Origin of the sequence: Peptoniphilus sp. BV3AC2 (genome assembly GCF_000478945.1) — a bacterium.
GTDB lineage: Bacteria > Bacillota > Clostridia > Tissierellales > Peptoniphilaceae > Peptoniphilus_B > Peptoniphilus_B duerdenii.
This window is the reverse complement of sequence record NZ_AWXD01000031.1, coordinates 1-13,234: the sequence shown is the minus strand read 5'-3', so window position 1 is coordinate 13,234 and position 13,234 is coordinate 1. Positions and strand designations below refer to the sequence as shown.

The following is a 13,234-nucleotide window of genomic DNA, read 5'->3' as shown; positions in this document are numbered from 1 at the left end:
CATGATAAAATTTACAAACTTAAATTTCAAATACATGAATTCTGACAAAAAATGTTTAGAAAACATTAGCTTAGAGATAAAAAAGAACGAATGCATTTTATTTACAGGAGTTTCTGGGTGCGGAAAAACTAGCATTTTAAGGCTGATCAATGGATTGATACCTAATTTTTATTTTGGTGAATTAACTGGACAAGTATGTATAGATGATGAGAACATTACAAATATGGATATAAGAGACATATCTCGCAAAGTAAATTCTGTATTCCAAAATCCAAAAAGTCAATTTTTTAATGCCATAGTAGAAGACGAATTAGTATTTAAACCTGAAAATTATAATATGAATCCAAAAGATATTGTAAAGAATATAAAAGACATCTTGGAAAAATATAAGCTTAAAGACTTTCAAAAAAGAAATCTTTTTACACTATCAGGTGGAGAAAAGCAAAGAATATGTTGCTTAACTTCTGAAACCTTTCCAACTGAAATTATTGTGTTGGATGAGCCATCATCTAATTTGGATGTTGACTCTATAGAGAAATTGAGAGAAATAATAACAAAATGGAAAAAAGAGGGAAAGACAATAATTATTGCAGAACATAGACTTTGGTATTTAATGGGTTTAGCTGATAGAGTTTATTATATGAAAGAGGGGAAAATAGAACGAACTTTCTCGGGAAATGAATTTGAAGATATCCCATATAAAGCTCTTAAAGAGATGGGACTAAGAAGTAATCAAAATCGTAAATTAAAGTTTTATAGCAGGATAGGGAATATTACGGATAACAAAGCAAACAAATATAAAAACAATAACCTAATACAAATAGACTATTTAAAGTTTAGAGTAAAAGAAAAAGAACTCTTAGATATTAAAAATATATTTTTACCAATGAATTCTATTATTGGTATAGTTGGATTAAATGGGGTAGGTAAATCAACTTTTATGAATTGCTTTTGCGGACTTGAGAAGAAATCTAAAGAGGTTATAAAAGTAGCAGGGATAAAGATGGATAAAAAACAAGGTTAAAAAAAGCTATATTGTTATGCAGGATGTTAATCACCAATTATTTACTGAAAGCGTAGAAGAGGAGATGAAGGTAAACTTATCTGCTAAGTATGCTGATGGTAAGTATATAGATATATTAAAGTCTTTAAATCTATATCATTTGCTAGAAAAACATCCTATGAGTTTGTCAGGTGGTCAAAAACAAAGGCTAGCTATTGCCACAGCTATGGTATCCGATAGAGACATTATTTTTTTTGATGAACCAACAAGTGGTTTGGATTATTACCATATGCAAGAGGTGGCAAAAAATATGTTGGAATTAAAGAAAGAAAGAAAGACAATTTTCATAATAACTCATGACTATGAATTAATAGAAGAATGTTGTGAGCATATTTTATGTTTCGATAATCAAAGTAAAAGAATTATAGGAAACTTTTCAGATGAGAAAATTACAAAATTATATTTAGGAGAAAAACATGGAAGTTAATAGTAATAAGTTTAATATAAACAAAAGAAAAGATCTTTTTAAAAAAATGCTTGAAGCTGAGGATTTTTGCTATGAGTATAATTCTATTAGACCATCAAAATTATTGGAAATATGGTCTTGTTTTTGGTAACTTTTCTTAGTTCACTATTGAAGTTTTCCATTGCATTTGTCGTGTAGATTAACTTTCTTATTCCTTATGGATATTTGAAATATGTGGATAGTTCTGTCCAGTTATTTTTCCAATAGTTTACACACATTGGGTATTTTTTACCCCATTTTTCTTCAAAGATTCCTAGATTTGTTAATGCTAAGTCTTCTGTTGGTGCTTTGTATACTGCTTTTAAGTCTTTCATTAATTCTTTGATGTCTTTGTATGATACATATTTTGTTGAGTTTCTTATTTGGTGGATTATACATTTTTGAACTTCAGCTTTTGGGTATACTGCTTCTATGGCTTGGCTAAATCCTAGTAGGTTGTCTGTGGAGAAGATTAATACATCTTCTAATCCTCTTTCTTTTAGCCGATTTAGTACTAAGAGCCAGTATTTGCTTGATTCGTTTTCGCCTACCCACATGCCTAGGATTTCTTTAAAGCCTTCTAGATTGTAGCCTAGGGCGATGTATACTGCTTTTTTGACTACTATGTTGTTTTCTCTTACGTTGTAGTGTATGGCGTCTAAGAATACCATAGGATAGATTTTTTCTAGTGGTCTATTTTGCCATTCTTCTATGGTTGGTAATATTTTGTTGGTTATTTTACTTACCATTGTTTCTGATATTCCAAAACCATAGATACCTTTTATGTGACTTGATATGTCTCTTGTTGTCATTCCTTTCCCATACATTGATATTATCTGCTTTTCTATGTTTGATATGTCTTTTTCGTATTTTCTTAATGATTGTGGCTCAAATGTTCCTTCTCTATCTCTTGGTATATTTAAATCTATATTTCTATATGATGATCTAACTGTTTTTTTGCTTGAACCGTTTCTGGTGTTTAATGATAGAGGTTTTTCTCCATATTCATAGTCTAAATGCTCATCTAATTCTGCTTTTAATAGCTCTTCCATTGTATCACCTAAAAGATCTTTTAGTGATTCTTGAATATCTTGTGCACTTTGAGGTTGATATTCTTCAATTAACATTTTTGCTATTTTGCTTCTTTTTGTTTCTGGTCTTTTTCTTGGCATAAAAATTCCTCTTGATTAGTTTTTCTCTACCCTAATCAGGAAGTTTATATACACAAAATTTTACACAGTCTCAGAAGTGAAGATATTACCTCTCTACTTCCTTCCCATAATAATTTTGATAGTTTTTTCTATACTGAACAAGTTCAGAAAATTGCTCTTTATTCAAAGAATACTCTTGCATAAGGGTGTTCTTTTTTTCTTGCAGTTTATCGAGATTTGATAATATTTCTTTTGTGTTTGGTAGCTTTTTATAATTCTTTAGTATGTCTTGAGCGGCTATTTTATATACGGAAAGTTCGCTATAATATTCTTCTTCAAATTGTTTATCATCAGGATTTTTCTTGTGGTATTTGTAGATTTCACGATACTTATTTATAGTATTAATATTTTCCATATCTTGGGATAAACTCTTCATCTCAGTTTCAATTTTCTTTATTTTATCTAATAATTCTTGTCTATCATCAGCAGATTTTTTGATTAGATCATCGAGTTGAGTAATTGAATTAATTCCTTGTTCTCTAAGCTTAATTATTGAATCAGCCATTGTTTTGATATTATGTTTTCTTGCCCAAACTTCATAACCTTTAGAGGATTGAGCTTTTTTATTAGTAGATATATCAATAACATTTCCTCCACGCTTTTTAGTAGGATTAGCTTTGTTTTTAATAGCTAAATCTATTCTTTCTTTGATTCTTTCCTCAGTATAATCTTCTCCGATAGTCTTTGATCTTGTAAATCTTTGCTTATCTTTATGACGAAAAGCAATGTGTTTACCAAACTTAATTTCATAATCAAGAGACCTCATATTTTCTAAAAATTCTTCCCACGATTTAGACTTATTAATCATTCGATCTATATCAAATTGCAATTTAGATTTCCAAGAATTGCCTTTCTTGTTTTGGTCATACTCATACTAAGATTTACCAGCAGTTTTATATTTTCTTTTGTAAGCTTCATAATATTCATCAATGACTGAAAGCTTATTTTCTTTACACAATTCATCACTTTGATACCTAATTTTGTGGTAAGATTTTTGTTAGATTGGTAGCATTTACCAGTCTTGTAATTAACATTATTAAAAATAATATGGTTATGGATATGCCCTCTATCTATATGAGTTGCAAGAACAAATTCATAATCTTCTTTTAAAATTTTCTTACATAATTCCATTCCAATTTCGTGAGCTTTTATAGGATCAACCTCTCCTGGAAGAAAAGATTGAATCAAATGTCTAGCTAAAACTGTACCTTTGGTATCATTATCTTCTCGTGTTTTCATAAATTGAATGTGTGCAGTAGATGGATGACATTTGAATGAAGATACCAAGACTTTTTTATCAGTTTTTTCACTCTTAGTAATGTAATCTATTGCCAAATTTAGAGTTGATTTTATTGGGTGTATTTTTGTAATTGCCATACTAATCACCAGAACTTTCTTTTGATTTATTAAGAAGTAGAGAATGGATTTGCCATATTTCTCTTGACAATTTTTCTATTTTTTCTCTCATATAATCGATATCTTTCTTGTAAATAACACCAGTTGTATTAGTAGCTTTTGCAATCTGATTTATATTATTTGTTGCATTCGAAAGTAGCCATTGTAGGTTTCTAAATGGTTCTAAATCAACAACATAAATCTCTTTTTCCAATACACATTTTCTAAGAAAATGGGACATAGTTTTGCAATTTGCAAGTTTCATTTTCTTTTCAAAAACTTCTTTTTCTTCATCTGTTAAATATATTTTTAGTTGATTATTTCTTTTTCTATTATCCATAGTATATCTCCTTATCATAAAATATTGGGGTCTTAGGGTTCTCCCTAACAAGGTAAAATTGATAAAAAAAGAAGCAGTCCATAAAGGTTCTGCTTCATCAATTTTTCGTAAGTGGGTACTCACTTACTGTGCTTGCTATTAAAGTTATAAGCGTTAAGCGTTTATTAGGTTTTATTAATTATACCGCATTTAAAAAAATTAATAAAGAAGTATAAGCGAAGCTATTGACAATGATTATCAGAGTTGATACAATAATACCGACAAGAGTGTCGGTTTGGAGGTTATTTATGAAATGAAAATGGAAGCTGATGAAAGAAAAAAGCAGATTAGACAAGCAGCTATTAAAGTTTTTTTGGATAAGGGATTTAGAAATACAGTTATGAATGACATTATGGAAGCTACTGGACTTTCTAGAGGTGGCTTGTATCATCATTATGGTTCTACCTATGAAATTTTATACGACATTATGTTAGAAGGAAATAAATACAGAGAGAAGATAATCTATGATGAGATGAATAAAACAAGTCAGGATTTTAGCGAAGTTTTATCTGAGATTATTTTAGAAAAAATGCTATATCAGAGTGACTATGTTTCAATTTATGCAATGTTTTTGCAGGAATTAAATCATGACGATAAGTTAAAAGACTTATATAAGAAACTAAAAAAATCATCATCTGATAGTATTTTAATGTTATTTGATGAAGATGTAAGAGGTGAATTAAGTGAAGCTATTGAATTAATAACTGATTTTATTAACACATTTATTCTAGGTTGTGAAGTTCTAAATGCAAGAGAAAATTTTGTGAAGAACAAACTTGCATTAAAAAAAATGATAGGAATTATCTTAGATAATAATGCTAAGTAAATCTTAGGGTTTACTCAGAAAGAAAAAACATATCTTAAATTGGAGGTTTATATGAAATTAAAAGATATCGTACAAGTTACAATTTTTACAGTAGTGGCGTTTATATTAAACATGGCTGTATCAACGGCCACAGGAATGTTAGGAACTTTATCCTTATATATAGCGGCAGGATTTTCTTCCTTTGTAGTAGCTCCGCCATTTATAATTATGGCTAAAAAATTACAAAAAAGAGGAATAGCTTTTATATTTTTCATGTTGCTGGGTGTATTTTATGCATTAAGTGGATATTGGCCAATGCTTATAGTAAATGCCATCGCAGCTATTGTAGCAGAATTAATTATAGGTAACTATAAAAATGATAATAGAGTTGCCTTAGCATTATCTGCTGGAATGTTTGTTATTTCAATGCATGCAATGACATTTGTAAGATTACTTGGACCAGAAAAAATTGTTGAAGTTTTTAGCGTATTTACAAAAGAACAGGCTGCCTTTATGGATGCCTTTTTTACACCAAAGGCAATGCTAATCTCAATAGGCATTAATATCGTTTTGGTATTAATAGCAGGAAGATTTGGATTATATATAAATAATAAGTTTTTTAAAAAGAGTAAAAAATCAGGAATATTGTAATGGAAAACATAAGGAGAGATGACAACTGTCTTGTAAATCCTATAATCTTATTTGTTTTAATTTTAGCGTTTTCGATTATATTATTTATAACAGATGATATTGGCTACTATATTATGATAGGAATATCAATGTTTCTAACCTTAACTTTTTCCTTAAAACAATTTATTAAACAACTAGCAACAGTTCTTATCTTGTTAATTGTTGGCAAAACATTAACTATTATAGACTTAGGAATAGGTGGAAATGCAATTTTAGGTCTTGTAGAAATCGTATTAAAACTCTTTCCGATATTTATTATTGGCGGTATTCTTGTGAATACATCACCACTTAAAATGATGAGTTCACTTAAGTTTTTACACATTCCAAATGTGTTTGCTCTAAGCATAGTGATAGGAATGAAGTTTATATCAGAGATGGGGTTAAGGATTAAAGAAATAAAGAATGGCATGAAGGTAAGGGGGCTAAGATTAAGTCCCCTCCATCCTGTTAGGTCTTTTGAACTTTACTTCATCCCTCTTATCTATAAATGTTTGCAAGTGAGTGAAACTTTGACTTCATCTATTATATCTAAAGGAGCAGAATATAGAGGGGAAAGGACTAATTATCATAAAATAACTTTTAAATTTTTTGATATCGTATTCTTACTTTTAGCTATTTTCTTATTGTGGAGGTCAATATGAATGTAATAGAAGCAGATATTAAAAAATTCTCTTATGACGGAAATGATAAGGTAATTTTAAAAGATATAGAGCTAAATATTAAAGAAGGGGAACTTGTTGTTATAAGTGGTTTATCTGGTTGTGGAAAAACTACGCTAACAAGAATATTAAATGGCTTAATTCCGAATCATTATCAAGGACAATTATATGGACAAGTATCTATTTTAGGAAAAAATATTTCGCAATATAACAATGGAGAATTGGCAAAGTATATAGGAAATGTTTTTCAAAATCCAACAGATCAGTTTTTCGCAAATATTGTTGAGGATGAGCTTGCCTTTGTTGGAGAAAATTTAGGAATGGAGCTTTCAGAATTAAAGAAAAGAGTTGATGACTCTTTGAGTGTGATGGGAATTGAAAATTTAAAATATAGAAATATCAATTCTTTATCAGGTGGACAAAAGCAAAAAGTTGCTATCTCATCTACTCTTGTTTATGATACTAAAATAATTTTCTTTGATGAACCATCATCAAATTTAGACTATAGGGGAATAGTCGAACTTAAGAATATTCTTGAAAAATTAAAATCATTAGGAAAAACGATAATAATATCTGAGCATAGATTGTTCTATTTAAATGATTTATATGATCGTTTTTTGTATATGAAAGATGGTAAAATCGAAAAAGTTTTTAAAAAAGGTGAATTAACAGAAAAGGATTGTAAAAATTACTCTTTAAGAACAATTAACTATAATTTTTTGCTATCTGAAAATATTGATAATTGCAAAAATGTAGTTGAGGATATAAGAGGAGCTGGTATTTCTATTGGTAAAAAAGAATTAATAAAAAATTTAAATATAAGCTTATATGAAAATGAGATAATGGCGATTATAGGTAAAAATGGAGTAGGTAAAACGACTCTTGCAAGATCTTTAGCTGGTTTATTAAACTTTAAAGGCAAGACAAGCTTTGGGAGAAATAAAAAAGAAAGATTAAGAAACTCTTATTATATGATGCAAGATGTAGAATACCAAATATTTTTTGATACGGTGGAAAATGAGCTTTTACAAAAAGATAGAATTAATGACGTTGGATATTTAAATAGACTTAGAAACGAATTAAAACATATTGACCTTTGGGAAAATAGGTATGACCATCCACAAAATCTATCTGGTGGACAAAAACAAAGACTTGCACTATTAACTGCTTGTTTAAGTGGTAGAAAACTAATAATTCTTGATGAACCTACGTCAGGTTTAGATTACAAGAGAATGAATGATATTTCTGAAATAATAAAAAGATATTCAAAAATATATCCTTTTGCCATAATAACTCATGATATAGAACTTATTTTTAAAGTTTGTAATTCTGTGTTAATGCTTGAAGAAGATGGATATAAGAAAGTATATGTTCAGGGACATGAAAAAGAAATTTTGAAATTTATTAAAGATGGACTGATTGTGTAAGGAGTTGATTTTTTGAAACAAGATATGAAAGAACAATTATTAAGCAAAAGACCTATAGACCTACTTTTTCAATTATCTATCCCTGCTGTAATAGGAATGATAGTAATAGGTCTTTATCCACTAATGGATGGAATTTTTGCAGGAAATATTATAGGACAAACTGCAATGACAGCTTGTGGTGTAGCTATGCCACTTACCTTTTTTAATAGTGGAGTATCTACACTCATAGGTGTAGGTTCAGCATCAGTTTTATCAAGAGCTATAGGAAAGGGTGACCAAAAAACAGTTGATAAAATTATGGGGAATTTAATCTTTTGGGTTATCCTATTCTCATCAATTATTACAATAGGCGGAATTTTACTTGCACCACATTTTTTAGATATGGTTGGAGCAAGTGGAGAAATTAAAGAATATGGTATCAGATATTTACGAGTGATTTTCATTGGCTCTTTATTTGTAAACTTTACTCAATCAGCAAACATGGTTATGCGTGGAGAAGGATTAATGAAAAAAGCAATGCTCATTATGGGGCTAGGGGCTTTTTTAAACATAATTCTTGATCCAATTCTAATGAAATTAATGGGAAAATACGCAATAGAAGGGGCTGCACTTGCAACTATTACAGCACAATTTGTTCAAGCGATAATAACACTCCATTACTTCAAATATAAAAGTAAAGCGGTAAAAATAAATAAAATCAAACCTGATCAGGAAATAAAAAAAGAAATGTTTGGCGTAGGGTCATCTGCTATGATGATGCAAATTTTATTTATGATTCAACAAACAATGCTATATAAAATGTCATTTAAATATGGAGGAGATACAAATGCTATCTTAATGGCAGCAACTTTAAGAATATATGCCTTTTCCTTTATTCCACTTTGGGGAATGAGTCAAGGCTTGCAACCTGTTGTTGGTACAAACTTTGGAGCAAAAAGATATGACAGGGTAAAGGAGGCAATGAAGGTATTCTCCATTGGAGGACTTGTTCTTGCAGCCATATTTTGGCTACCAGTCTTATTATTTTCAAAAAACATCCTTTCCCTATTTGGAGTAGAAGAAAGTATTATAACTCAGGGAGTAGGAAACTTTAGACTATTTTATTCTATATTTATCTTATATGGAGTAATGGTTATGTCTATAACATTCTTCCAAGCAATAGGAAATGCTAAAAAGGCAGGCATAATCGTCATGCTAAGACAATTATTTTTATTCGTTCCTGCCATGATTATTCTACCAATGACATTTGGAGTTAAGGCAGTATGGTTTGCTGAACCTCTTGTAGATTTAATTATGATTTTAGCTGGAATAGCAATGATGATTGGAGAGCTTAATAGAATGCCCTCTGAAATAAAAAAATATAATAAACTATTTAAAAATATTACTAAAGGAGGTTTTAAAGTGAATTTAGTAAAAGAATATGTAAATAAAAGAAAAGGCTCATATTTTATGTCAATCTTACTGGCAATAATTGGAGTAGTGGCTGGGCTTTTTTCTTATATATACATGGCGAAAATTATTGTGAATTTGATTAATGGCATAAGGGATATTAGCTTATATACTCCACTATGCATAAATATTTTAATAACATTTGTTATTAAAGAAGTGGCAGCAGGAATATCAACAAGTATTTCCCATACCGCAACTTTTAACTCATTAGGAGAAATCAGAAATGATATTTCTAAGAAACTTTTCAAGATGCCATTGGGAGATGTACTATCAAGATCATCTGGAGAATTAAAAAATATTATAGTTGAGCAAGTTGATTCTATGGAAACATCCCTTGCCCACTTAGTGCCAGAATTTACGGCAAATTTAGTAGGACCTATTCTATTATTTATTTATATGTTTACCTTAGATTGGCGATTGACCTTGCTATCACTAATTCCATTTGTGGTAGGAATGGCTACCATGATGTCTGTTATGAATGCTCATTATAAGGAAATGTTTGGAAAGTCAGTTGCAATTGGTCAACATATGAATAATTCCATTGTTGAGTATATAAATGGGATAGAAGTAATAAAGACCTTTAATCAAAGCGAATCATCTTATAAAAAATATGCTGATGCAGTTTATGACAATGCAAGCTTTTATTATAACTGGATGGGTGAATCTATGAATAGGGTTGCCATAGGTAGATTACTTTCTCCTATGGGAATTATTACCATCATACCCTTTGGGATTTTATTTTATATAAATGGAAGTATTGATTTAGGAAATTTAATTACCTTAATCGTCTTATCCTTTTCTACGGTTTCTAGCATTTTAAAAATCATGAACTATATGGACGACATGTCAAGAATATCAACTATAACTTCTGAAATAGGGAAGATTTTAGATTCAAGAGAGTTAGAAAATATCGACAAGGGAGAAAAAATAGAATCCTATAATATAGAACTTCAAGACGTAGACTTTTCTTATGATGGAAAAAATAAGGTTATAGATAATCTTTCTATGGAAATAAAAGAATCTAATGTTTCAGCCCTCGTTGGACCTTCGGGATCAGGCAAGTCAACAATAGCAAAACTTATTGCTGGTTTTTGGAATGTAGATATAGGTTCTATTAAAATCGGTGGAGTAGAAACAAAGGATGTATCTCTCGAAAACTTGTCTTCATTAATTTCTTTCGTATCTCAAGATAATTTTCTTTTTGATATGACTATAAAGGAAAATATTAGGCTTGGAAATAAGAATGCCTCTGACGAAGAAATCATAGAGGTATGTAAAAAATCTGCCTGCCATGATTTTATTATGAATCTATCTAATGGTTATGATACAAGAGTCGGTGAAGGTGGAGGTCATCTATCTGGAGGAGAAAGACAAAGAATATCTATTGCTCGTGCCATGCTAAAGAATGCACAAATCATAATTTTAGATGAAGCAACATCCTATATAGATCCTGAAAATGAAGCTCTCATACAAAACGCCTTGGCAAATCTAGTTAAGGGTAAAACTTTAATCATAATCGCTCATAGGCTAAAGACAATTGTTAATGCAGATAGGATATTTGTTATTAAAGATGGCAAATTAAATTCTTATGGTACTCATGAAGAACTATTAAAGTCATCAGAGCTTTATAAGGAAATGTATGCTGCAAATTTAAGGGGTGATGAAAATGCTTAATGTGTTTAAAAAGATATGGAATTTTTCAAAAGAAGAACAGGTATATATTAAGAAATCTATTCTCGCTGGATTTTTGCACGCAGTATTTAATGCCCTTGAGTTTGGAGCAATTTACTATATGCTAGTAAATATATTTTCTAAAACTTTAGACTATAAGGCTATCTTTGTTTGTCTTGGAATATTAGTTATATCCCTTGTTGGAAAGATAATGACACAAAAATCATCACAAATGGCACAAACACACGCTGGATATTTTATGGCAGCTCATAAGAGGATAGAAATAGGAGAAAAAATAAAAAGAGTTCCTATGGGTTTCTTTTCAAGCTTTTCACTAGGAAGATTAACTACTATTGCTACATCTTCACTTTCCCAAGCAGAAATGTGGGTGCCTATGCTTTTGGTTCTTGTACTTGGTGGAGTTTTAAATACTTTAGTCTTTATCCTTGGAACTTTAATTTTTAACGTAAAGGTAGGACTGGTTGCTGTAGCAGGTGTGGTAGTATTTTTCATCGTTACATCAATGATGGAGAAAAAAATCATCAGCTAATGCAGACAAAATGACAGAAACACAAACAAGACTTACAAAAGAAGTATTAGCAACTTTACAAGGAATGCAGGTTATAAAATCCTATAATCTTGGTGGAGAAAATAACAGAGCTTTGAGAAAGTCTATAAAAGATACATCAAATATACTTTTAGATTTAGAAATATCTGTAGCACCTTACACAGTTATCCAAAGAATTGTAATGGGAATAACAACAGTAGCTATGGTCTATGTATCATTAAAATTAAATTTATCTGGTGAACTTCCACTTGCTGAAACAATTCTTATGATTATGGCATCATTTATTATCTTTGAAGGCTTAATCGGGGCAGGATCAAACATGGCAATCCTAAGAGCTTGCGAAAATGCCATAGATTCTGTAGGTTTTATCGACTCTATGCCTGATATGAGAGAAGGAAGTATTACAGAGACAATAAAAAATCATGATATAGTCTTTAAAAATGTAAGCTTTTCTTATGATGATAGACCAATTTTAAAAAATGTATCAGCAGAGATAAAAGAAAATACTATGACTGCTATTGTTGGACCATCTGGATCTGGTAAAACAACATTTTGTAATCTTATTGCAAGATTTTGGGATGTAAATTCTGGCGAAATTCTAATAGGTGGAAAAAATATTAAGGACTATAAGATAGAAAACTTAATGAATTCTATTTCAATGGTCTTTCAGGATGTATACCTATTTGAAGATACAATTGAAAATAATATAAAATTTGGAAAACAAGATGCAAGTCACGATGAGGTGGTTGAGGCTGCAAAAAAAGCAAGATGTCATGAATTTATAGAAGCTTTACCAGAAGGATATAACACTATCATTGGAGAAGGTGGAGCAAGTCTATCAGGCGGAGAAAAACAAAGAATTTCCATTGCAAGAGCCATGCTAAAAGACGCGGACATCATAATCTTTGATGAAGCAACAGCAAATATAGACCCGGAAAATGAAGATAAGCTTAAAGAAGCAATAGAATCATTAACAAAAAATAAGACAGTAATAATGATTGCTCATAGACTAAAGACAATTAGAAATGCTGACCAGATTTTAGTCTTAAAAGATGGAGAAATAGTAGAACGTGGTAATCATGAAGAACTGATTAAAAATAATGGACTTTATTCTGACCTTATAAATGCAAAAACTAAGGCGGAATCATGGAAATTAAATAATTGATAGGAAGAAATATTTAAAGTCTTTGAATAGGAAAATTTATTTTAGAGGATTTATGCCTAATAGCATAAGTCCTCTTTTTATGTTCAAATTAATCATTAAAACTCAAAAATACTATAAAAAAATAAAAATTTTGGTTACCAAAGAGGGCAAATTTCACTATATAAAGTGAGGGGTATTTTGTCATCTTTTTATAAAAATCCAAATACTTTGAAGTGTGAATAATCTTGAAATTGATTATGTGAGATTAGCATATTTCAAATTTAACCCACTTATCAAGGTAAAAAAAACTTACATAGGAGGTTAAAAT

General features: G+C 30.0%; 9 protein-coding genes and 4 pseudogenes. 10 read left to right on the top strand and 3 right to left on the bottom strand.

All coding sequences use genetic code 11. From position 1 onward, the window contains the following. Window position 1: 1 nt before the first annotated feature. The 3 genes from HMPREF1252_RS07715 to HMPREF1252_RS09815 are packed head-to-tail and all read left to right on the top strand — an operon-like array spanning window position 2 to window position 1,620. Complete coding sequence (locus HMPREF1252_RS07715) at window positions 2-1,024, top strand: ATP-binding cassette domain-containing protein (protein WP_023060123.1); 1,023 nt, start codon at window positions 2-4, stop codon at window positions 1,022-1,024. Continuing rightward, a complete protein-coding gene (locus tag HMPREF1252_RS10020) occupies window positions 1,008-1,490 on the top strand; it encodes an ATP-binding cassette domain-containing protein (RefSeq protein WP_369756448.1) in 483 nt (160 codons plus the stop codon). Before HMPREF1252_RS07715 ends, HMPREF1252_RS10020 begins: the two co-directional genes overlap by 17 nt. Further along, on the top strand, window positions 1,480-1,620 hold the full coding sequence (locus HMPREF1252_RS09815) for a hypothetical protein (protein ID WP_023060173.1): 141 nt from the start codon (window positions 1,480-1,482) through the stop codon (window positions 1,618-1,620). The genes HMPREF1252_RS10020 and HMPREF1252_RS09815 overlap by 11 nt, the downstream gene beginning before the upstream one ends. Here the strand turns inward: HMPREF1252_RS09815 and HMPREF1252_RS07710 are convergent. The 3 genes and pseudogenes from HMPREF1252_RS07710 to mobC form a co-directional block, all read right to left on the bottom strand. Beyond that, window positions 1,577-2,680, bottom strand: a pseudogene (locus HMPREF1252_RS07710) (IS256 family transposase). The gene HMPREF1252_RS09815 and the pseudogene HMPREF1252_RS07710 sit on opposite strands and share 44 nt — an antisense overlap. Before the next feature lie 85 nt (window positions 2,681-2,765). After that, window positions 2,766-4,096 (bottom strand): annotated as a pseudogene (locus HMPREF1252_RS09630) (relaxase/mobilization nuclease domain-containing protein). Window position 4,097: 1 nt separating this feature from the next. Continuing rightward, complete coding sequence (gene mobC, locus HMPREF1252_RS07695) at window positions 4,098-4,454, bottom strand: plasmid mobilization relaxosome protein MobC (protein ID WP_023060167.1); 357 nt, start codon at window positions 4,452-4,454, stop codon at window positions 4,098-4,100. A 292-nt stretch (window positions 4,455-4,746) separates the two neighbouring features. Between mobC and HMPREF1252_RS07690 the strand changes: the two genes are divergently transcribed. The 7 genes and pseudogenes from HMPREF1252_RS07690 (at window position 4,747) to HMPREF1252_RS07660 (ending at window position 12,927) form a co-directional block, all read left to right on the top strand. Next, window positions 4,747-5,319 carry a TetR/AcrR family transcriptional regulator gene (locus tag HMPREF1252_RS07690; protein ID WP_023060096.1) on the top strand — a complete coding sequence of 191 codons (573 nt, stop codon included), beginning with the start codon at window positions 4,747-4,749 and terminating at the stop codon, window positions 5,317-5,319. Between the two features lie 51 nt (window positions 5,320-5,370). Continuing rightward, on the top strand, window positions 5,371-5,949 hold the full coding sequence (locus HMPREF1252_RS07685) for an MptD family putative ECF transporter S component (protein WP_005956598.1): 579 nt from the start codon (window positions 5,371-5,373) through the stop codon (window positions 5,947-5,949). Further along, a complete protein-coding gene (locus HMPREF1252_RS07680; protein ID WP_012291072.1) occupies window positions 5,949-6,629 on the top strand; it encodes an energy-coupling factor transporter transmembrane protein EcfT in 681 nt (226 codons plus the stop codon). Before HMPREF1252_RS07685 ends, HMPREF1252_RS07680 begins: the two co-directional genes overlap by 1 nt. Then, window positions 6,626-8,074, top strand: coding sequence for an ABC transporter ATP-binding protein (locus HMPREF1252_RS07675; RefSeq protein ID WP_023060232.1), 1,449 nt, complete (start codon window positions 6,626-6,628; stop codon window positions 8,072-8,074). Before HMPREF1252_RS07680 ends, HMPREF1252_RS07675 begins: the two co-directional genes overlap by 4 nt. 12 nt (window positions 8,075-8,086) lie before the next feature. Continuing rightward, window positions 8,087-9,424, top strand: a pseudogene (locus HMPREF1252_RS07670) (MATE family efflux transporter); the annotation flags it as partial. Window positions 9,425-9,475: 51 nt separating this feature from the next. Beyond that, on the top strand, window positions 9,476-11,197 hold the full coding sequence (locus HMPREF1252_RS07665) for an ABC transporter ATP-binding protein (protein ID WP_036747155.1): 1,722 nt from the start codon (window positions 9,476-9,478) through the stop codon (window positions 11,195-11,197). Continuing rightward, window positions 11,190-12,927 (top strand): annotated as a pseudogene (locus tag HMPREF1252_RS07660) (ABC transporter ATP-binding protein). Before HMPREF1252_RS07665 ends, HMPREF1252_RS07660 begins: the two are co-directional and overlap by 8 nt. Window positions 12,928-13,234: the final 307 nt, after the last annotated feature.

What these genes read in the sequence shown, in the direction of transcription:
- HMPREF1252_RS07715 (WP_023060123.1), top strand. Translation starts at nt 2, where the DNA reads ATGATAAAATTTACAAACTTAAATTTCAAATACATGAATTCTGACAAA.
- HMPREF1252_RS09815 (WP_023060173.1), top strand. Translation starts at nt 1,480, where the DNA reads ATGGAAGTTAATAGTAATAAGTTTAATATAAACAAAAGAAAAGATCTT.
- mobC (WP_023060167.1), bottom strand. Translation starts at nt 4,454, where the DNA reads ATGGATAATAGAAAAAGAAATAATCAACTAAAAATATATTTAACAGAT.
- HMPREF1252_RS07690 (WP_023060096.1), top strand. Translation starts at nt 4,747, where the DNA reads ATGAAAATGGAAGCTGATGAAAGAAAAAAGCAGATTAGACAAGCAGCT.
- HMPREF1252_RS07685 (WP_005956598.1), top strand. Translation starts at nt 5,371, where the DNA reads ATGAAATTAAAAGATATCGTACAAGTTACAATTTTTACAGTAGTGGCG.
- HMPREF1252_RS07680 (WP_012291072.1), top strand. Translation starts at nt 5,949, where the DNA reads ATGGAAAACATAAGGAGAGATGACAACTGTCTTGTAAATCCTATAATC.
- HMPREF1252_RS07675 (WP_023060232.1), top strand. Translation starts at nt 6,626, where the DNA reads ATGAATGTAATAGAAGCAGATATTAAAAAATTCTCTTATGACGGAAAT.